General features: G+C 31.5%; 24 protein-coding genes. 23 read left to right on the top strand and 1 reads right to left on the bottom strand.

The genetic code is table 11. The features are described from left to right. Nucleotides 1-40: 40 nt before the first annotated feature. Complete coding sequence (locus L1S49_RS03600) at nt 41-274, bottom strand: DUF1659 domain-containing protein (protein WP_021800909.1); 234 nt, start codon at nt 272-274, stop codon at nt 41-43. 184 nt (nt 275-458) lie between these two features. Here L1S49_RS03600 and L1S49_RS03595 point away from each other — a divergent pair, with 184 nt between their 5' ends. From L1S49_RS03595 to fliQ, 23 genes are all read left to right on the top strand, one after another. Then, a complete protein-coding gene (locus tag L1S49_RS03595) occupies nt 459-1,640 on the top strand; it encodes a hypothetical protein (protein WP_238902581.1) in 1,182 nt (393 codons plus the stop codon). Between the two features lie 69 nt (nt 1,641-1,709). Next, a complete protein-coding gene (locus L1S49_RS03590; protein ID WP_073018637.1) occupies nt 1,710-2,030 on the top strand; it encodes a hypothetical protein in 321 nt (106 codons plus the stop codon). A gap of 145 nt (nt 2,031-2,175) precedes the next feature. Continuing rightward, entirely contained in the window at nt 2,176-3,348 is a 1,173-nt protein-coding gene (locus tag L1S49_RS03585) for a DegT/DnrJ/EryC1/StrS aminotransferase family protein (protein ID WP_238902580.1), read from the top strand. Nucleotides 3,349-3,456: 108 nt separating this feature from the next. Next, nucleotides 3,457-4,317 (top strand): flagellin, encoded by an 861-nt coding sequence (locus L1S49_RS03580; protein WP_238902579.1) that lies wholly within the window; start codon nt 3,457-3,459, stop codon nt 4,315-4,317. 384 nt (nt 4,318-4,701) lie between these two features. Beyond that, nucleotides 4,702-5,097, top strand: coding sequence for a flagellar basal body rod protein FlgB (flgB, locus tag L1S49_RS03575; protein ID WP_238902578.1), 396 nt, complete (start codon nt 4,702-4,704; stop codon nt 5,095-5,097). Between the two features lie 2 nt (nt 5,098-5,099). Next, nucleotides 5,100-5,504 (top strand): flagellar basal body rod protein FlgC, encoded by a 405-nt coding sequence (flgC, locus tag L1S49_RS03570; protein ID WP_021800928.1) that lies wholly within the window; start codon nt 5,100-5,102, stop codon nt 5,502-5,504. Nucleotides 5,505-5,513: 9 nt separating this feature from the next. Then, nucleotides 5,514-5,819 carry a flagellar hook-basal body complex protein FliE gene (gene fliE, locus L1S49_RS03565; protein WP_181601037.1) on the top strand — a complete coding sequence of 102 codons (306 nt, stop codon included), beginning with the start codon at nt 5,514-5,516 and terminating at the stop codon, nt 5,817-5,819. A gap of 22 nt (nt 5,820-5,841) precedes the next feature. Then, complete coding sequence (gene fliF, locus L1S49_RS03560; RefSeq protein WP_238902577.1) at nt 5,842-7,404, top strand: flagellar basal-body MS-ring/collar protein FliF; 1,563 nt, start codon at nt 5,842-5,844, stop codon at nt 7,402-7,404. Nucleotides 7,405-7,408: 4 nt separating this feature from the next. After that, complete coding sequence (fliG, locus tag L1S49_RS03555; protein WP_073018650.1) at nt 7,409-8,422, top strand: flagellar motor switch protein FliG; 1,014 nt, start codon at nt 7,409-7,411, stop codon at nt 8,420-8,422. Further along, on the top strand, nt 8,406-9,170 hold the full coding sequence (locus tag L1S49_RS03550) for a FliH/SctL family protein (RefSeq protein WP_238902576.1): 765 nt from the start codon (nt 8,406-8,408) through the stop codon (nt 9,168-9,170). Before fliG ends, L1S49_RS03550 begins: the two co-directional genes overlap by 17 nt. Nucleotides 9,171-9,178: 8 nt before the next feature. Beyond that, the gene (fliI, locus tag L1S49_RS03545) at nt 9,179-10,483 is read left to right on the top strand and encodes a flagellar protein export ATPase FliI (RefSeq protein WP_238902575.1); all 1,305 of its coding nucleotides are present in this window, start codon (nt 9,179-9,181) and stop codon (nt 10,481-10,483) included. A gap of 11 nt (nt 10,484-10,494) precedes the next feature. After that, entirely contained in the window at nt 10,495-10,935 is a 441-nt protein-coding gene (fliJ, locus tag L1S49_RS03540; protein WP_073018657.1) for a flagellar export protein FliJ, read from the top strand. A 7-nt stretch (nt 10,936-10,942) separates the two neighbouring features. Then, the gene (locus tag L1S49_RS23380; protein WP_238902574.1) at nt 10,943-12,487 is read left to right on the top strand and encodes a flagellar hook-length control protein FliK; all 1,545 of its coding nucleotides are present in this window, start codon (nt 10,943-10,945) and stop codon (nt 12,485-12,487) included. A gap of 11 nt (nt 12,488-12,498) precedes the next feature. Continuing rightward, nucleotides 12,499-13,173, top strand: a complete 675-nt coding sequence (locus L1S49_RS03530) for a flagellar hook capping FlgD N-terminal domain-containing protein (protein ID WP_238902573.1) — start codon at nt 12,499-12,501, stop codon at nt 13,171-13,173. A gap of 12 nt (nt 13,174-13,185) precedes the next feature. Next, a complete protein-coding gene (locus tag L1S49_RS03525; protein WP_021800936.1) occupies nt 13,186-13,572 on the top strand; it encodes a TIGR02530 family flagellar biosynthesis protein in 387 nt (128 codons plus the stop codon). A gap of 78 nt (nt 13,573-13,650) precedes the next feature. Next, nucleotides 13,651-15,945, top strand: coding sequence for a flagellar hook-basal body complex protein (locus L1S49_RS03520; RefSeq protein ID WP_238902572.1), 2,295 nt, complete (start codon nt 13,651-13,653; stop codon nt 15,943-15,945). 123 nt (nt 15,946-16,068) lie between these two features. Then, nucleotides 16,069-16,260 carry a flagellar FlbD family protein gene (locus L1S49_RS03515; protein WP_073018667.1) on the top strand — a complete coding sequence of 64 codons (192 nt, stop codon included), beginning with the start codon at nt 16,069-16,071 and terminating at the stop codon, nt 16,258-16,260. A gap of 10 nt (nt 16,261-16,270) precedes the next feature. Beyond that, on the top strand, nt 16,271-17,080 hold the full coding sequence (locus L1S49_RS03510) for a motility protein A (RefSeq protein ID WP_238902571.1): 810 nt from the start codon (nt 16,271-16,273) through the stop codon (nt 17,078-17,080). Next, nucleotides 17,080-17,772 carry an OmpA family protein gene (locus L1S49_RS03505; protein ID WP_238902570.1) on the top strand — a complete coding sequence of 231 codons (693 nt, stop codon included), beginning with the start codon at nt 17,080-17,082 and terminating at the stop codon, nt 17,770-17,772. Before L1S49_RS03510 ends, L1S49_RS03505 begins: the two co-directional genes overlap by 1 nt. Before the next feature lies 1 nt (nt 17,773). Beyond that, nucleotides 17,774-18,235: a flagellar basal body-associated FliL family protein gene (locus L1S49_RS03500; protein WP_238902569.1), complete on the top strand. Its 462-nt coding sequence runs from the start codon at nt 17,774-17,776 to the stop codon at nt 18,233-18,235. A 10-nt stretch (nt 18,236-18,245) separates the two neighbouring features. Beyond that, nucleotides 18,246-18,596 (top strand): flagellar biosynthetic protein FliO, encoded by a 351-nt coding sequence (locus tag L1S49_RS03495; RefSeq protein WP_238902568.1) that lies wholly within the window; start codon nt 18,246-18,248, stop codon nt 18,594-18,596. After that, nucleotides 18,596-19,348: a flagellar type III secretion system pore protein FliP gene (gene fliP, locus L1S49_RS03490; protein ID WP_238902567.1), complete on the top strand. Its 753-nt coding sequence runs from the start codon at nt 18,596-18,598 to the stop codon at nt 19,346-19,348. The genes L1S49_RS03495 and fliP overlap by 1 nt, the downstream gene beginning before the upstream one ends. Nucleotides 19,349-19,357: 9 nt before the next feature. Beyond that, nucleotides 19,358-19,627: a flagellar biosynthesis protein FliQ gene (gene fliQ / locus L1S49_RS03485; protein ID WP_073018675.1), complete on the top strand. Its 270-nt coding sequence runs from the start codon at nt 19,358-19,360 to the stop codon at nt 19,625-19,627.

Below are 19,627 nucleotides of genomic sequence, written 5' to 3'. Positions count from 1 at the left end.
ACCTCCAGTGCTAGCTAATGTTTTTTCAAAATTCATAATACTATTCTCCTTCAGTTTCTGAAATTTTACTTACTTTAGTTAGTAAATAGTCTCCAGTTTGAGTGTTTAATACTGAAGCTATGGCTTTAGCAACATTTAGAATATTTTCAGTTGGAGCATCAAGCCTTATTCCTGAAAAACTTCTTTTTTTATAGGTTACTTCACCTGAAGGTTTAGTTCCATTGTAGATTTCTATGGCTAAAGTGACTGTTTGCAAATCTTCATTTACATTCATAATAAATCACCTCCTTCCCTAAAATTCAATGTACTAATATAATATGTTGATAAGTTAAAATTGTGTCAATATTTAATGCAAAATGTAGAATAGTGCCTATACTAGAGAGTTTTAGAGATATATAGAAATCTTTTTCTAACTTTTACATAGTATAAAGGGAATAATTTTATTAGGAGAAAGTTTCATGAAGGAAATTACGGTAAGTGAGTTTGGAAGAGATGATAAAGATGAGTATTTAAGCCACTCGGTTTGGACTGATGGAGAGGAGGTTCAAGGAGAGGTTGAGAGAGAAATTTTCTTTAATAAAGATAAAAAGGAAATTAAAGAAGAGGTAATCTTGCCTATAAATAATAATTATCAAACTTCTTTTGATGATGATATAAACTTAGAATGTAAGCTTGAAGATTTAAGATTGACCTTAATAAAACAATATCTTTATGATATTAAAGGTGATCGATACCAAGATGCTTTAAAAATTTCAATCGAGGATATTGGGAAAAAGCTAGATATAATTAAAGAGTCATCAGGAGCTTTAAAAGTTAAAAATATTGGGGCTTTGATGTTTACTGAAAGACCAAAAGATTTTATTCCAGGAAGTTATATAAACCTTGTGCACTTTGAAAATTCATCTGCCGATAAGAAGCATATAATGACGGTTTTTGATGGGCCTATCCATGAACAAATAAGAGGGGTTTTAAGATATGTAAAAACTTATGTACTTAAAATAAATAAACTGGAGAGCGGGGATGTGTGTAACTATCCAATAGATGCTATAAAAGAAGCTGTTGTAAATGCTGTTTATCATAAAAACTATAAGCTGCATATGCCTATAGAGATTAGAATAGATAGGACTAAGTTTGTAATTATAAGTTATCCTGGAGCAGATAAAATTGTAGATGAAAATGAAATAAATGAGGGTGAAGTTTGTGCTAGAATATATAGAAATATAAGGATTGGAGAGTTTTTACAAGGTCTAGTATTTACAACGGGAAACTCTACTGGATTAGGCAAAATGATAAAGGCTATGCATATTAATAATTCCTCGAAACCGATATTTAAAAGCAATGAAAATAGGGATTACTTCTTAGTAAGGTTAAATGTAAATAAAACTTTTTTAGATGAGAAACAAGTAGGTGAAAAGCAAGAACAAGAAGATTATGATGATGTAAATCTAATTGAGAAAAATATTCTTGAACTTTTAAAAGATGGACCTTTAACTAAAAAAGAGATTGCAAATTACTTTGGGTATAAGATTATGTCAGGAGGTGTTAAAAGTTCATTTGACTCGTTATTAGATAAAAAATATATTGAGAGTACTGCAGTAAGACTAAATATCAGAAATCAGAAATACAGACTTATAAAGTAGAATAGTTTGATTTTTATATAAAGATTATCGTATAATTGTAATAAGATGGATTGGGTAGGGTGAATAGTTATGAGTATTAATGATAAACTAGTTGTAAAAAGAGAAGATTTAGAAAAACTAAAAGCTGATTTAAAAGTACTTAAGGTATTGAGTGATAATAAAGATGCTTTAAGGATTATAAATGAGATGTCTGAAGTGATTGAGGATAATCTTAAGTTTGAAGAAATAAACATCAAAGATAAGATTAAAGATAAGATGACTAAAACTGAAGTAACAAACCCTGAATTAAGTTTTAAATTATATATGCTTTATAGAAAGCTAAGTGATGGAAAGATTGATGATGCAGAAGCTGCCAGGGATTTTGAGATATATACAATGATGACGAATTAATAATTGAATAAATTTTAAGCACTTCCTAGTACTCTATTAGGCATAATAGAGTACTAGGAAGTGTTTTTTTACTTTTGTAGTAGATAGTAAGTTTAAGCTTCATATAATAGTAGAGAAAAGATTAACTAAGTTAAGGGGAAGTAATATGAAAGACGAAAGAAAAATTTCTTTTTCTCCTCCAGATATAACAGAGGAGGAAATAGAAGAGGTAACTAAGGTTTTAAAATCAGGATGGATAACTTCTGGACCTAAGGTAGTAGAATTTGAGGACAAGGTTAAAGAATATTGTTCAGTTGACAAAGCTGTAGCAGTTAATTCTGCAACGGAAGCTATGGAGTTAGTTTTAAAGGTTCTTAATATAAAAGGAAAAGATGAAATAATAACAACTCCTTATACCTACTCCTCAACTTCAAGTGTAGCTTTGCATAGGGGACTTAAACCAACTTTAATAGACTTAGAGAAAGATTCCTTTTTTATGGATTTAAATAAACTAGAGAGTGCTATAAATAGTAATACTAAAATGATAATGCCTGTAGATTTTGGCGGAGTTCCTTGTGACTATGATGGTATCAAGGAAGTTTTAAAAGCTAAAAATAGAGAAGATATAATTATACTATGTGACTCTGCACATTCCTTTGGGGGAAAATATAAGGGAGAAGTTGTAGGAGGTCAGTGTGACTTTCATACTTTTTCCTTTCATGCAGTTAAAAATCTAACTACTTCAGAAGGTGGAGCGATTACCTATAATGAGGATATTATTCTAGGAAAAAAAGATCTATACAGAGAGTTTAAAATTACATCTTTACAGGGTCAAACCAAAGATGCACTTTCTAAAACAAAAGCAGGGGCATGGGAGTACGATATCATAACTGATGGGCTTAAATGTAATATGACAGATATAAGTGCAGCTATTGGATTAGTACAACTAAAAAGATATCCTGACATGTTAGAAAAAAGGAAGAAGATTTTTAATGTTTATACAAGTTTGCTTAAAGACTATGATTGGGCTATAGTTCCTTTTGAAAAAGATGATTTAGGAACAGAAACTTCATATCATTTATATCCTTTAAGAATTAGAGAATTTAAAGAAGAGAAGAGAAATAAACTTATTGAGAACTTAGCTAAAAAAGGAATAGCAACTAATGTTCACTTTAAGCCGCTGCCTTTATTTACTTTATATAAGAAGCTAGGATATAAGATTGATCATTATCCAAATGCCCTTTCTCAATATGAAAATGAAATTAGTTTACCCATCTATTCAAGCTTAAGTGTTGAAGATGCTTGTTATGTTGGGGAAGAACTTATTAAAAGTATATAAAATGAACTGAGTCTGTTTTAATTGCAGACTCTTTTAAATTCACCTATAAAGTTTTTAAAGTTTATCTTCGATATAAATTATATATAGAAATTTATTGGAGTGATGAATGTGAGATTAAACACTAACTTAATGTCTCTTAATGTTTATAAAGGATATACAAAGGCACTTAAAACTCAAGAAACTGCTTTTAACAGAATATCTACTGGGTTAAAGATTAACTCGGCGAAAGATGATCCTAATAATTTAGGACAGTCTGAGATGTTAAGACTTCAAATAAGAGGACTTCAAGCAGCGGGAAGAAATCTACAAGATGGAGCATCTATGCTTCAAACCTTTGATGGAGCTTTAAATTCAGTTTCTGAAAGTTTATCTAGAATGAAAGAATTAATTGTTCAAGCTAACTCAGATTCTTTAAATGATGAAGATAAAGCTATTATTCAACAAGAAGTAAGCCAATTAAAGGAACATATAAACTCAGTAACTAAGGATACTGAATTTAATGGAGTAAAGTTGTTGAATGACCAAAATGTAACTGACAATAATAAACCTGGATTTATAAATACAACAATTGGAGCGAATGTAGGAGAACTTGCAAAAATTCCTACATTTAATACAAGTACAACAAATCTAGGCAAAGATGGCGTAGGTTATTTAGAGGAAATCAATGTTCTTGATCCAACTATGCGTAATAAAAATCTTGAAATTCTTGATTCAGCTGTAAATAGTGTAAATTCTATTAGAAGTAAATATGGAGCTATACAAAACAAGTTTGAATCTTTATCTCAGGGTTTAGGGGAAATCTCTCAAGCTGTAGAAAATGCAGATAGTAGTTTAAGAGATGCAGATATAGCTGAAGAAATGATGAACTATTCAAGAGAATCTATATTAGTAAACTCTTCTATAGCCATGATGGTTCAAACAAATAAGCTTCCACAAGACGTTCTTCAGATATTAGAAAGAATAAAATAGTCGAAATTTGTTGTATGATTGTACCTTTTTTTGATATTAAATGTATGTTAAAGTAGAAAATGGAGTTTTTAGAATAAAAAATTATTCTGAAAACTCTTTTTTTATTTTATAGAATAAGATATCATATATCTAATGAGTAATCATTATTATTAGGCAGAAAATTCTGACAATTAAATGTGAAAAGCAGGTTTTGATAAGTTAAAAGTTATTAACAAAGATTAAAATCAATTAAAAATATAAATAAAGACATGAAAACTTGAAAAATTATGTAGAAATATCTTTAAATATAAATTATAATTATATTAAATTGTTTGTTGGATTTTAGGGTTTTAGTAAGAATGATGTAAGAATTTAAATATATAAAGAGAGGATATGAGAAAATCTATGGCGAATATATCAGAATCAACATATAATTTAATCAAAAGTGGATTAAATGCTTCTTCATTAAGAGGAGAAATTATATCGAATAATATATCTAACATTAATACAGCAAATTTTAAAAGAAGCTATGTATCTTTTGAAGATCAATTTAAGAAGAGTTCTAGTGAATTATCATTAAAGGTAACTAAAAACAAACACATAACTGATAACAACGCTTCTGGTACAGCTAAAGTCTTAAAAGATGAAAGTACAAGCATGAGGACAGATGGAAACAATGTAGATTTAGAACTTGAAAAAACTAATCAGGCAGCTAATACTATGCTTTATAATGCCTTAGTTACTTCAGCTAATGGAAAGATAAGCAATTTAAGATATGTTATAACAGGTGGAGGTAAATAATTATGAGTATGTTTAATGCATTAAAGATAAGTTCTTCAGGATTAACTGCTGAAAGACTTAGAATGGATACAATTTCATCAAATATAGCTAATGTAAACACTACTAGAGGTGAAGATGGAAAACCTTATGTAAGAAAAATAGCTGTATTTAAAGAAATTTTAGATAATAAAACAGGTGGAGCAGGGGTAAAGGCTGAGAAGATAGTTGATGATCCATCTCCATTAAGAAAAGAGTATGACCCTTCACACCCAGATGCTGATGAAGAAGGTTACGTAACACTTCCAAATGTGAATATATTAAATGAAATGGCGGATATGATTTCAGCTTCAAGATCTTATGAAGCAAACATAGATACATTAAATGCAAATAAAAGTATGTTTATGAAAGCACTAGAAATAGGAAGGTAGGTATAATACGTGAAGATAAATTCATTCATTCCAAATGAACAGATTTTTAACACAAGTAATGAAAATAAAAATAGCAAAGTAAGTGAAACTGGTGGAAGTGATTTCTTTAAGATATTAAAGGACAAGCTAAACGAAGTAAATGAACAGCAGGTTAATGCTGATGAAATGACAACCAAGATGATTCAAGGTGAAGATGTTGAAGTACACGATGTTATGCTTGCAGCAGCAGAAGCTCAAACTTCTCTACAACTAGCAGTACAAGTTAGAAATAAAATAGTTGAGGCTATCCAAGAAATAAATAGAATGCAGATATAATGATAACAGTGAGGAGTTAATAATGGAGAAAATAAAAGAGATTATAAAGAAGTTCCAAGAGAAATTTAAGTCTCTTTCAAAAGGAGTTAAAATTTCTCTGATTATTGCCCTAGTTGCATTAGTAGTTGGTATTATAACCTTTAGTTTTTACTCTAGTAAAAATAAGTATGGTATTTTATTTAGCGATTTGGAAGCAAGTGATGCACAAACTATAACAGCTAAGCTTAAAGAAGCAAAAGTTGATATGAAGATAGACGGGCAAAGCATTTTAGTACCAAAGGAAAAGGTAAGCGAACTAAGATTAGAACTAGCAACAGAAATTAAGTCCGGAAGTAAAGGCTATGAACTTATGGACCAAAGTAGTTCTTTTGGTATGACAGATGAGGAATTTCAAGTAAAGAAAATACGAATGCTTCAAGGGGAGTTAGAAAAAACTATAAAAAGTTTTTCTCAGATAGAAGCAGCAAGAGTACATATAACCCCTGCACAAAGTTCAGTGTTTGTTAAGGATAAAACACCTGGCAAGGCTGCTGTTTATATACAGTTAAAAGCAGGAAAAACCTTGGAAAATGATCAAGTAAAAAGTATAGTAGCATTAGTTTCAGGAAGTACAGAAAACATTCCAAACGAAAATGTTGAAGTTATGGATTCGGATATGAATCTTTTATCTAAAGGTTTGTTTGATGATAATGGAGTTGAAAGTGCAACTTCAGTAGATAAACAAAGAGCAGCTGAAAAGCAGTTTGAAAAAGAACTACAACAAGCAATTATAGGTTTATATGAGCCAGTTTTAGGTAAAGGAAAAATATCAGCTCAAGTTAATGCTGATTTAGATTTTGATTCAAAAGCTCAAACACAAACGATTGTAGATCCCAATAAGGTTATAGTGAGTCAAGAAACCTCTAAAGATGTTAACCAAAATGGAACTACAACAGATGGAGCAAGTCCAGTTGATAATAATACAAGCAACACAATCGAAACAGAAAATGGTTCAGGGACTTCATCAAGTGAGAAACAAACCACAAATTATGATTATGGTAAAACAGAGACTAAAACTATAAGTGCTCCAGGTGGAATAAAAAGAGTTACAGCATCCGTTATGGTAGATGGAAACTTAGATGCAGCTACTCAAGAGCAGATGAGTAAATCTATAGCTAACGCTATAGGGCTTAAAGCAGATAGAGGAGATGAAATATCTGTTATAGGTATGACCTTTGATCCTACTGCAAATCAAGAAGCAAAAGATCAATTAGATGCTATGCAAGAAGAGATAGCTAAACAAGAAAGAATGGCTTTAATAAGAAATATTGCTATAGGAGCTGGTATAGGAATTATAGCTATAATAGCGCTTATCATATTCTTAAGAAGCAGAAGAAAGAAAGATGGGGATGAAAGACCACATGTCCTAGACATAGTTGTAGGAGAACAAATAAAACCTAAAGAAACAGTGGTTTATAATCCAATAGATTTTGAACCTAACGATGAAGCTAGTCATATAGAAAGTGAAGTTAAAAAATACGCAAAGGAAAAACCAGAACAAGTAGTTGAAATACTTAAGTCTTGGCTTAATGAAAGAGAGAGGTGATTGAGTGGCTAAAGATACAAAACTAACTGGAGTTCAAAAGGCTGCAATTCTTTTTATTACTTTAGGACCAGAGGCATCCTCATCCATAATAAAAAAGTTGCCAGAAAGTGAAATTCAAAAAATAACTTATGAAATAGCTAACATAACCTCAGTTACATCTGAACAAAGACATGGTATATTAGACGAATTTGTAGAGATGAATAAAGCTAGAGACTATCTTTTAGAAGGTGGTATGGATTATGCAAGAGTACTACTTTCTAAAGCTTTAGGGGCTCAAAGAGCTGAGGAGATATTAGAGAAGGTTTCTGATGCTACAGCTCAATATAGACCTTTTGCAATAGCAAGAAAAGCAGATTCACAACAGCTTTTAAATGTAATAATCAATGAGCATCCTCAAACTATAGCTTTAATACTATGTTATCTTCAGGCAGACAAGTCAGCTCAAGTTTTAGCTGAACTACCAGAAGAGATACAATCAGAGGTTGCATATAGAATAGCTACAATGAGTAATACTTCTCCAATGGTAATTAAAGAAATCGAAAAAGTTCTAGAAGGAAAGTTATCATCTGTAATTAGAACAGAAATGACTACCTTAGGTGGAGTAGATACCCTTGTTGATATATTAAACCAAGTTGATAGAACTACTGAAAAGAATATTACAGAAAGCTTAGAGAGAGAAGATGCAGAGTTAGCTGATAGAATTAAGAGTTCTATGTTTGTATTTGAAGATATCATCACTCTTGATGATGTATCTATTCAAAGAGTTCTTAGAGAAACAGATGCTAAAGAACTTGCACTTGCTCTTAAAGGATGTTCAGAAAGCGTTGCTGAAGCTATATTTAGAAATCAATCCAAGAGAGCAGCTGCTTCATTGAAAGAAGATATGGAATTCTTAGGACCAGTAAGACTTATGGATGTTGAAAAGGCTCAACAAAAGATTGTTTCAGTAATTAGAAGACTAGATGAAGCCGGAGAAATAATAATTTCAAGAGGTGGAGAAGATGCGCTCATCTTATAGTGTAATAAAAAAAGATAACTTAAAATCAGGTGAACAAAAAGTAATAACAACTAGCTATACTTCTGTTTCTAGAGCATCCTTTAGTGAGGATGGCTCTGGAGCGGACAATAGAGATGACATAATGCAAAGCTTCAATTCCATAGGAGAAAACATTGTAAAAAATGCTCGAAGAGAAAGAGACAATATTTTATATAAGGTTATGGAAGAGGCAAAGACTATAGAGAAAGAAGCTTATGAAAAAGGATATGCACAAGGTGAAAGTAATGGTTATGAAGATGGTCACGAAAAAGGCTATAGAGAAGCTTATGATGGAACTATAGTAAAAGCACAAGAAGAAGCAAATAGATTAATAAGTGAAGCCAACGAAGTTCTTTTAAAGTCTAATGATGTTTATACCAAATATTTAGAAGATAAGAAAAAAGAAATAGTCAATCTGGCTATAAATATTGCAGAGTCAGTTTTAAAAAGAGAGTTAGGAAAAGAAAATGGTATAGATGAATTAGTTCAAGAGTATATAGAAGCTTCAAAAGGGAATAAAGTCTTTTTAATAAAGTGTAATAAAAAACATAGTGAAAGTATAAAAGCTCATGTTCAAGAGTGGAAAAGTTATTATGGTATTGAAGAAATTCATCTAATTGAAGATGAAAGTATTCCAGAAGGAAATGCTGAGATACATAAAGATAACGGTAAATGTATAGTTGGAATTGATATAGGTATGGAAAAGATTAGAGATGCTTTAATTGGGTAGGTGAATATATGATTTCAATAGATTTTGAGCTTTTAAATAAAAAGGTTAAGGGATTATCCCCTACATACATAGAAGGAAAAGTTAAAAAAATTATAGGATTAACTGTTGAAGTTGAGGGCATTAAAGCCTTTGTAGGTGAACTTTGTACAATCTATAATGAGAGAAATATTCCTATAAAGTGTGAAGTTGTAGGATTTAAGGATAATGAAGTTATACTTATGCCACTTGGAGAACTTAATGGGATATCACCAGGTTGTAAAGTGGTTCCTGAGAGAAAACCTCTTAGCGTAAAGTGTAGTGATAATCTTTTAGGTAAGGTATTAGATGGATTAGGAAATCCTCTAAATGAAGATGAGATAGGTTTTGGAGAAGATTATCCTTTAGATAATTCTCCTCCAGATCCATTAAAAAGAAGAAGAATAAAAGATGTTCTTCCAACTGGGGTTAGAGCTATAGATGGATTCTTAACTTGTGGAGAAGGTCAGAGAATTGGAATATTTGCAGGTAGTGGAGTTGGTAAAAGTACTACCTTAGGTATGATAGCTAGAGAAGCTAAAGCAGACATAAATGTCATAGCATTAATCGGAGAAAGAGGTAGAGAGGTTTTAGACTTTATTCAAGCTGATCTTGGAGAAGAAGGAATGAAAAAGTCAGTAGTAGTATGTGCAACCTCAGATAAACCTGCACTTATAAGATTAAAAGGAGCACTTACAGCTACAGCAATAGCTGAATATTTCAGAGATCAAGGTAAGAAGGTTATCCTTATGATGGACTCTGTTACTAGATTTGCAATGGCTCAAAGAGAAGTAGGGTTAGCTATAGGAGAACCTCCAGCAACTAAAGGATATACTCCTTCAGTTTTTGCGAAACTTCCTATACTTATGGAGAGATCAGGAACTTCAGATAAAGGTTCAATAACAGCTTTTTATACAGTTTTGGTTGATGGTGATGATTTTAATGAACCTATCGCCGATGCTGTAAGAGGTATATTGGATGGACATATAGTTTTATCTAGAGCGTTAGCTCATAAAAATCACTACCCAGCTATTGATATTCTTAACTCAGTTTCAAGACTTATGCCATCTATTGCAGAGGATAATCATAAAGATGCTGCATCGAAGGCCAGAGATTTGTTAGCTACTTATAAGGAAGCAGAGGATTTAATCAATATAGGTGCTTATGTCAGTGGAAGTAACAAAAAAATTGACGTAGCTGTTCAATATAATCCTTATATTGAGAAGTTCTTAAAGCAAGGAATAAAAGAAAAATGTGGGTTTGATGAAAGTGTTAGAACATTAACATCAATGTTCTAGATGGAGGAAAGATGGCTGATAGATTTGTTTTTGGTTTAGAAAAATTGTTAGACATAAGGGTTAAAAAAGAAGAAGAGTCTATAAGAGAGTTTCAAGAGGTAACAAGACAAAAGAAGATTGTTGAAGACCATCTAACTTCTCTAAAAGATGATTATGAAAAACATAAGGGAATAAAAAAAGGTGAAAGTGTAGTCTACCAAAAGATAAAAAGAAACTATCTAATGGCACTTACTCAAGGAATAGACCAAACTGAAAGAGAGTTAGTTGATAAAAGTAAACAAGTTGACTACAAAAGAGAGATAGTAAAACAAAAGACTGTAGATAGAAAAACAGTAGAACTACTAAAGGATAAAAAGTTTCAAGCCTTTAAACAAGAGCAAGATAGGGTAGAGAGAGTTAGTAATGATGAATTCGCTCTATATTCATATTTTAGAAATAGTGAAAGGGGGTGAGAAATAAGTGAATATTAGTCAGATAAACTATACGCCAGACTTTAAAGTTGATAATACTTCTTATAAGTCAACTACTGAAAGTAGTGACAAAAAGAGTTTTAAGGATACTTTAGATAAAAGTACAGGTGTAGATAAAACTACTAAGAAGGTTGAAAACAATGAATCGAGTAAACCTAAAGATGTTGAAAATACAAATGAAGTTAAAAAAGAAGCAGTTAAAAACGATGAAACTAAAGTAGAAAACAAAGTTGAAACAACATCAAATAAAAAATCAACAGAAACTTCAAAATCAGATGAAGTTTCAAAAGAAGAAATTAAACCAGATTTCCTGGGAAATAAAGATGAAGAAGTTAACGAGGTTGTGATATCTACTTTAAGCAGTTTATTGAACCTACTTAATACAATTAAAAATCAAATTACTACTTCAGAAGTAAAGTCTGGGGAAGTTTCTACAGAGTTAAGTAGTTTAGTAACTAAGTTAGTAAATGGAGAAGTAACTTTAAAGGATGTATTATCTAATCCAAAACTATCATCTGATTTAAAAGAAGCGTTTAAAGCTAACAACTTTGACAATCTACTTAATGAAAAAGATGGCAAGTTAGGACAAGAAGTTATGAAACTTTTTAATTTAGAATTAACTGATGAAGTTAAAACAAGTGATATAAAAACTCTAGTGGACAATTTAGTAGCTAAGGTTTCAGAAGTTTTAGATAATGCTTCAACTAACAAGATGGTTAAAAACTTAGATCAAAAACCAACAGTATTAGATAAGTTAACTACACTAATTAGCAAAGAGTTAGAAGTACCTGTAACTAAAGTTGAAACTAATGCTAAAACAAATGAACTTCAAAGTTTGTTAAATGAACAACCTAAAAAAAGTGATTTTGATGTATTAGAACCAAAAGTTCAATATAGAACTACTGAAACTAATTCAAACTCAGTTAAAGTTGACCAAGAAGATAAAGTTAGTTACACAAAGTCAGAAACTACTGCTAAAGAAGATAAGTTTTTAAGTGGACTTCTTAGCGATAATAGTAAAGATGAAAAAACTTTACCAAAAGTAATTCAATTTACACCACTTAACAGTACAACTACTGCAAGTAATGTTTCAAATGAAACACCGGTAGTATCTAAAAATACAGTTGTACAAGATGTAATAAAAACTTTTAAGTATATGGAAGACAATAGTTTAAAAGAACTTACTGTTAAGATTAAACCTAAAGAGTTAGGCGAAATAACTATAAAGCTAATAACTCAAGGTGAAATTATGAAAGCAAGTATAAACGCATCTAATAAGGAAACTTATGATTTATTAAGTTCTAAAGTTCCAGAAATAAAGCATGCATTAAATACTCAAAACATTAAAATTGAAGATGTAAGTATAGATTTCAATGATAGTTTTCAATCATTCCAATCTGGAGAAGGTAATTTTTCTAGAGAAGAAAGGAACAGTTCACAAAATACTACTAAATACTCTGCTAAAGATAGTATAGAAGCTACAGATGCAGAAGATAATTTAGAAACTTTAAATAATTTAAATATTTTAGCATAGGAGGGAAAAGAATGGCTTCAACAAGTGCAATTGGATACAATGGGTCAGCTACTGCAACGGATAGAGGAACTAAGATAGTGAAAGCTGGTAGTGATTTAAATAAAAACTCATTTTTGAAGATATTAGCAGCAGAGTTATCCAATCAAGATCCAACAGCTAATGTAGATTCAACTCAATACATATCTCAGATGGCTCAGTTTACATCAATGGAGCAGATGGCAAATCTTAATAGTACAATGTCAGGCTTTGCTAATAATTCATTAGTTGGAAAAGGTGTAACCACAAATGTGTTAGATAGTAAAGGAAATGCGTATACAGGAGTTGTTCAAGCCGTTACAACACAAAATGGTGTTACAAGCGTATCAGTAGAGGTTAATGAGGATGGGAAAAATATTTATAAAGACTTTGATTTAAGTAGTATAGTAAGTGTCATAAATGTTCCTGATTACTCTATACCAGTATTAACCAGTTTGAATGGGAATATGAGCTTTTTATTAGCATCAGGTTTTATAGGTAAAAATGTTGAGTTAACTGAAAAAGATAGTAGCGATAAAAATATTAAAGGAACAGTTATTGGTGTAAGTAAAGATAACGGAGTTGTAAATATAAAGCTAAAAGTAGATGGCAGTGATGAAATATTGACAGTAAGTGTTGATAAAGTAAGCAAAGTAGAAAATAAAGAATAGAAGTGATTAAAGATGGGCTATAGAATAATTAATGGCAGAGCCTATCCTGTAGGAAATTTCCCAGAATATAAAGATCCTGTTACTAAAAATAGTAAGGTAACTGGAGAAACTTTTAAAGAAGTTTTAGATAGGCAAATAGAAAAGACAAGTGGAGGGTTTACACTTTCCAAACATGCCGCAGAAAGATTGGACAATCTTAATTTTACAAAAGATGATTACAAGGAAATAGAAAGAGGATTAGGTAAGGCTAGAGAAAAAGGCTCAAAAAATACTCTTATGCTTTATAAAGATGTGGCTATAATAGCTTCAGTTCAAAATAACACCGTAATAACTGCTGTTGATAAAGAAAGATCAAAAGAAAATGTATTTACAAACGTAGATAGCGTAGTAATTTTATAGGCTGGACCTTAAATAAGGAAGCCTTCACCTGCTGAATGATAGATGCAGGAAAATAAAAAAACTTGGAGGTAAGAAAATATGTTAAGATCAATGTATTCTGGAATATCTGGAATGAAAGCAAATCAAACAAAATTAGATGTTATAGGTAATAATATATCAAACGTTGGAACAACTTCATTTAAAGCTTCAAGAGCTAAGTTTCAAGATATGTTATATCAAAATGTTAAAGATGCTATGACTCCTTCAACAAATCAAGGTGGAGTTAATGCTAAGCAAGTAGGACTTGGAGTTCAACTTTCAAGTATTGATAGAATAATGACACAAGGTATGATGCAACCTACTAATAGAGCACTAGATGTTGCAATAGATGGTAATGGATACTTCATGGTAAGTAGTGGTCCAGCTGTTTTAGGTGATAATACTTTAGAAGTTTCACATACTGCTGGTTCACATAACATAACTGATCAATCATTATCAAGTTCAGGATCTAAGATAATGTACTCAAGAGATGGTGCATTTACATTAGATGAAAGTGGAAACTTATTAACTTCAGATGGATATAGAGTATTAGGATATACATTAACTAATGATGATAATGCTCAAGCTGCTACAGCTATATCTCCAGATGGAATGAATCTATCAAGTATAAATTTTAGTTTCGGTCCAGGATCACAGCTTAATGGTTATAAGATAGCATTTGGAAAGATTTCTCCAGGAACAGTTGCTTCAGCAGAAGTTGATAAAACAAATAAAGTAATAGTTATAAATGGAGATTTTTCAGAAACTTCAACTTTAACTACTGCTCAAGTGGAGTCAGCAGTTAATAAAGCTGTATCCTCAGCTGGAATATCTCAAAGAGTAAAAGCTTCAGGTGAAATACCAGCTTATGCTTCTATAGGAACTAAAGCTATAGAAGGTGGTTCAGATGCTACAGCACCAGATTCAGTTAGACTAGTAGGAGTTCAGATAAACTTTGAAAAAGGTGAAGAACTTAATGGATACTCATTTAAAATTGACCAAATAGCTAATGGAGGCACAACCACAGCTGCAATAGATACAACTAACAAAGTTATAACTATTTCAACTGATTTATCTAGTGCAACTCCAGATGATATAGTTAATGCTATTAATGCACAGTTAAGTGCTACAACTAACCCAGAAACAACTGCAGTATTTGCGCAAAAACTTAAATCAGGGACAGGGGTTGTTTCACCAATATCAGGAACAGAGGTTACAGCAGCTGGTGCAACAGCAACAACAGCTCCAACAGCTACAATACAAGGATTAAATATAACTTTACCTACTGGAACCTTAACTGATTATAAAATATCAATAAATAGAGTAAATGGACCTACCCCAGCTACAGCAGCAGTAGATGCAACTAATCATGAAATAGTTATTAACGGAGATTTCCTAACACCTTCAACTACCTTAGCAGCTGATCTTCAGGCAGCAATTGCAGCTGTTTTACCTGGAAGTACAGTTACTGGAAATGGGAAAGCTTTAACAGGATTAGAAAGCACAACTATACAAGGTGGAGCAAAAGATAGTAAACCATCTGATCAAGAAGCTTTTGGTATGAAATTTACTTTTGCAGAAGGTGGATCTTTAAACGGGTATAAGATTCAAATAGGAAAAATTACTAAAGGTACAGATCTTTCAACTGTGGTAGATGAAAAAGCAAAAACAATAACAATAAATGGAGACTTTACAACAACTCCTACAACTTTAGATAACAATAAGATACAAGCTTCTTTACGTAAAGCACTTAATGATAAAGGGTTAACTCAATTAGTTACTGTAGCTAATGCACCTAAAACTATATCAGAAGCTATAACTGCAACTGAGGTTACAGGCGGAACACCGGTGCAAAGTTTAAATGCTGATGGAACAATATCATTTGTTGATGCTACTAAAGACTTAAAATCATATGATGGAGCTTTAAAATCTTTGAAAATTCCAGAAACAGTTGTAGTTCCAGGAACTGGACAAGAATTAAAGGTTAAGTCTTACACTATAGATAAAACAGGAGTAATAAGTGCAATCTTAGAAGATGGTTCAGTTGCGGCTTTAGGTCAAATAGCTATGGCAAGTTTCAGAAATTCAGAAGGTTTAACTTCTTTAGGTAAAAACCTTTATGAAGCATCAGCAAACTCAGGTGGAGCTACTATAAAGAGTGGGCTTGAAACTACTGGAGAAGATAACTCTAAAGGTTATGGAGACAATGTTCAAGGTATGCTTGAAATGTCAAATGTTGACCTTGCAGAACAATTCACAGATATGATAGTTACAAACAGAGCTTTCCAAGCAAGTGGAAAGATGATAACAACTGGAGATGAAATTCTTCAAGATATAATAAATCTAAAAAGATAATTAATTAGTTGAGAGTTGAAATTTGAAGGTTAAGAGTAAGTAAAGAAATTCAGATATAGGATTTCGGTTGGATCTCTTAACTCTTCACTATCACTCTCAATTAAACTAAATTGGAGGGTATATATGGTTAATTTAACAGCTATGAATGGAAAAGAACTTATACTTAATGCAGAACACATAGAGAAGATTGAAGAAGTTCCAGAAACTATAATTACTCTAACTAATGGGAAGAAGTACATTGTCTTAGAAACACCAGAAGAAGTAGTGGATAGAGTAATAAGATACAAGAATAGAATTTTTAATATGAAGCTGTAGGAGGAACAACATGAAGAGGACAGATATATTAACCATAGCAGGGCTAGTGGCTGCTATAGTTTTAACTATATGGGGAATGGCTATGGGAGGAACCAACATGATAATTTTCTGGGATGCAGCATCAGTTGCTATCACAGTTGGTGGTTCCTTTGCAACAGTAGTAATTACTGCATCTTCAGAAGACTTTAAAAATTTGCCTAAGGTTTTTATGCAAAGTTTTAAAGAGTCAAAAGAATCAAGAATTGATTTAGTTAGTAGATTTTCTGGACTTTCCAAAAAAGCTAGAAGAGAAGGTCTATTATCTCTTGAAGATGAAATAAATGGAGTAGAGGATGAATTTCTTAAAAAAGGGCTTCAGATGGTTGTAGATGGAATAGAGCCAGAAACTATAAAAGAAATAATGGAGCTTGAAATAGGAGAAATGGAAAACAGACATGAAAGAGGTATAAATTTACTTCAACAATGGGCGGCTTATGCGCCTGCATTTGGTATGATAGGAACTTTAATAGGTCTTATTCAGATGCTTGCAGCTCTTGATGACCCTTCAAACATAGCTTCAGGTATGGCAAAAGCTCTAATAACAACTTTTTATGGATCTGCTTTGGCGAATATATTCTTAGTACCTATAGCAAATAAGTTAAGTACAAGAAGTGGAGATGAAGCATCTTTTAGAGAAATGATGATTGAGGGAGTTTTAGCAATTCAATCTGGAGTAAATCCTAGAATAATAGAAGAAAAGTTAAATACATATCTTACACCTAAGGAGAGACTAGCGTATTTACAAAAATCAATAAGTGCTAATGAAGGAGTTGCTGAGTAATGGCTAGAGAAAAAAAGCCTAAAAAAGAAGTTAAAACTGATGCATGGCTAGCAACTTATGGGGATATGGTTACCCTAGTATTAACTTTCTTTGTTTTAATGTATTCTTTTTCTAGTGTTAATGAAAAAAAATTAGCATCAATTGCAAGTGCATTAAATAGTTTATTAACTGGAAATTCTAGTAATACTATTATGGACGGGCAGGGAGAGATGTTAGAAGCACCAGAGGTTACGGCTCCATCCATGTATGATCAAGTAAAAGAATTTATTGAAAAAAATGATTTAGAGGATGTAGCAGAGATAAAAAATGATGCAAGAGGTGTAATCATACAGCTAAAAGATAGCATATTATTTGATTCAGGTAAAGCTGACCTAATACCTCAGAGTAAAGAGGTTTTAGATAAGATAAGCTCTTTGATGGCAACTATGGATAATAATTTCATTATTGAAGGGCATACGGATAACATACCTATTAACACTTATAAATTTAGTGATAACTGGGAACTGTCATCTGATAGAGCAACAAGTGTTATAAGATATTTTACTCAAGCTAAAGGGTTAGATAGTACTAAGTTTCAGTCAGCCGGTTATGGCGAGTTTAGACCTCTAGTAGATAATTCTACAGAAGAAAATAGAGCAAAAAATAGAAGAGTAAACATATTAATTGTAGCTACTGAAAAGGAGAGTAATTAAAATGGCTGAGAATAAAGACAAAAAAGAGAAAAAAGGTGGCAAAGGTAAATTTATAATAATAGTATTACTTATTATTGTTTTTGCTGGAGGTGGAACCTTTGCTGGAGTTTATTTTTATAAGCAATCTAAAAATGCAGCAGTAGAAAAGAAAGTTGAAAAGGCTTATTTTGTAGCAGGTGAAGAAGCACTTTTAATAAATCTTAAGGACTCAGGTGGGAAAAGATATGTCAAGGTTAAAGTGACATTAGGTTATGATTCTTCGGTTAAAGATTTACCTAAAGAGCTTGAAACTAATCTTTCATTAATAAGAGATAGAATAATTACAACCTTTAATGCAAAAACTGCAGATGAAGCATTAGGAAATAAAGTTGCTATCCAAAAAGAGATAATGGAGAGTATAAATTCAGAACTTAAAAAAGGTCAGATATTAGAAGTAGTTTTTTCTGATTTTACAGTTCAGTAAGGATGAGTATATGGAAAGTGTGGATCTAATATTTAGATTTATAATTGTTTTACCTATAATTATTTTTCTATTAATATTAACTTTAAGGTTTTTAAACAATAAATCTGTATCCTTAGCTAAGGCTAATTATTTAAATGTAATTGAAAAAATTCAACTTACAAAAGAGTGTACTTTAGCTATTATAAAAACAGGGGAAGATGCTTTAGTTGTAGCTATAACTTCTGGTGGGGTAGGGACTTTAAGAAGACTTTCTAAAGATGAATTACAAACTATCTTGGATAATAAAGAAGAACATAGAAAAGAGCTAGTAGAAAGTTATCAAAAATATTTAGATAAGATTAAGTATAGAGGAAAGAAGTAATGAAGAAAAAAAGAGTAATTATATATACAATTATGTTTTTAGCAATATTTTTTACAATTAGTCAGAAGGCTTTTGCAGCACCTAACTTAAGTGTTTCTCTAGATGGTGGAGATACGCCTACAGACTATGTAACAAATATAAAATTATTAATATTCTTAACCATTTTAACTTTGCTGCCTTCCTTTATAGTGATGGTGACTTCTTTCACTAGAATAGCTGTAGTTTTATCCTTTCTTAAAAATGCTATAGGAGCTCAGCAAGCAATACCATCTCAGGTTATGGTTGGACTAAGTTTATTTCTAACCCTTTTTATAATGCAACCAGTTTACAATGAGATAAATACAAATGCTCTTCAGCCTTATATGGAAAACAAAATAACACAAGAACAAGCAATAGAGGCAGGTTCAAAACCTTTAAGAGAGTTTATGATAAAGCAAACAAGACCGAAGGATTTAGAACTTTTTGTTGAAACATCAAAAATAGATACCACTGATTTAACAAAGGATAATGTTCCACTATATGTTGTGATACCAGCCTTTGTTATAAGTGAATTAAAAACAGCATTTACAATAGGATTTTTAATATTTTTACCATTTTTAATAATTGATATGGTTGTAGCCTCTGTACTTATGTCTATGGGAATGTTTATGCTTCCTCCTGTCATGGTATCTCTTCCATTTAAATTACTTTTATTTGCTATGGTAGATGGTTGGTATTTAGTAGTAAAATCTCTTATTATGAGTTTTGCGTGAGGTGATTAGATGAGTGAAAATATGGTTTTAGGTATAGTTAAAGATGCAATAGTAACTGCATTAACAGTTGCAGCGCCATTTTTAGTTATAGCCTTGGTTTTAGGTTTAATTATAAGTATAATACAGGCAACCACACAGATACAAGAACAAACCCTTACCTTTGTTCCGAAGCTTATAGGAGTAGCGGTAGTAGGGTTATTACTAGGTAGTTGGATGTTTCATAAGTTATTAGGATTTACAGAAAGAATTTTTCAAATAATAGCTAATATAACCAAGTAG

The sequence above is a fragment of the Clostridium sp. YIM B02506 genome (genome assembly GCF_022324845.1).
Taxonomy (GTDB): Bacteria; Bacillota; Clostridia; order Clostridiales; family Clostridiaceae; genus Clostridium_T; species Clostridium_T intestinale.
Note: the sequence above shows the minus strand (reverse complement) of the source record. Positions and strands in the feature narration are given on the sequence as shown.

Coding starts and splice junctions, on each gene's coding strand:
- L1S49_RS03600 (WP_021800909.1), bottom strand. CDS start 274: ATGAATGTAAATGAAGATTTGCAAACAGTCACTTTAGCCATAGAAATC.
- L1S49_RS03595 (WP_238902581.1), top strand. CDS start 459: ATGAAGGAAATTACGGTAAGTGAGTTTGGAAGAGATGATAAAGATGAG.
- L1S49_RS03590 (WP_073018637.1), top strand. CDS start 1,710: ATGAGTATTAATGATAAACTAGTTGTAAAAAGAGAAGATTTAGAAAAA.
- L1S49_RS03585 (WP_238902580.1), top strand. CDS start 2,176: ATGAAAGACGAAAGAAAAATTTCTTTTTCTCCTCCAGATATAACAGAG.
- flgB (WP_238902578.1), top strand. CDS start 4,702: ATGGCGAATATATCAGAATCAACATATAATTTAATCAAAAGTGGATTA.
- flgC (WP_021800928.1), top strand. CDS start 5,100: ATGAGTATGTTTAATGCATTAAAGATAAGTTCTTCAGGATTAACTGCT.
- fliF (WP_238902577.1), top strand. CDS start 5,842: ATGGAGAAAATAAAAGAGATTATAAAGAAGTTCCAAGAGAAATTTAAG.
- L1S49_RS03550 (WP_238902576.1), top strand. CDS start 8,406: ATGCGCTCATCTTATAGTGTAATAAAAAAAGATAACTTAAAATCAGGT.
- fliI (WP_238902575.1), top strand. CDS start 9,179: ATGATTTCAATAGATTTTGAGCTTTTAAATAAAAAGGTTAAGGGATTA.
- fliJ (WP_073018657.1), top strand. CDS start 10,495: ATGGCTGATAGATTTGTTTTTGGTTTAGAAAAATTGTTAGACATAAGG.
- L1S49_RS03530 (WP_238902573.1), top strand. CDS start 12,499: ATGGCTTCAACAAGTGCAATTGGATACAATGGGTCAGCTACTGCAACG.
- L1S49_RS03525 (WP_021800936.1), top strand. CDS start 13,186: ATGGGCTATAGAATAATTAATGGCAGAGCCTATCCTGTAGGAAATTTC.
- L1S49_RS03520 (WP_238902572.1), top strand. CDS start 13,651: ATGTTAAGATCAATGTATTCTGGAATATCTGGAATGAAAGCAAATCAA.
- L1S49_RS03515 (WP_073018667.1), top strand. CDS start 16,069: ATGGTTAATTTAACAGCTATGAATGGAAAAGAACTTATACTTAATGCA.
- L1S49_RS03510 (WP_238902571.1), top strand. CDS start 16,271: ATGAAGAGGACAGATATATTAACCATAGCAGGGCTAGTGGCTGCTATA.
- L1S49_RS03505 (WP_238902570.1), top strand. CDS start 17,080: ATGGCTAGAGAAAAAAAGCCTAAAAAAGAAGTTAAAACTGATGCATGG.
- L1S49_RS03500 (WP_238902569.1), top strand. CDS start 17,774: ATGGCTGAGAATAAAGACAAAAAAGAGAAAAAAGGTGGCAAAGGTAAA.
- L1S49_RS03495 (WP_238902568.1), top strand. CDS start 18,246: ATGGAAAGTGTGGATCTAATATTTAGATTTATAATTGTTTTACCTATA.
- fliP (WP_238902567.1), top strand. CDS start 18,596: ATGAAGAAAAAAAGAGTAATTATATATACAATTATGTTTTTAGCAATA.
- fliQ (WP_073018675.1), top strand. CDS start 19,358: ATGAGTGAAAATATGGTTTTAGGTATAGTTAAAGATGCAATAGTAACT.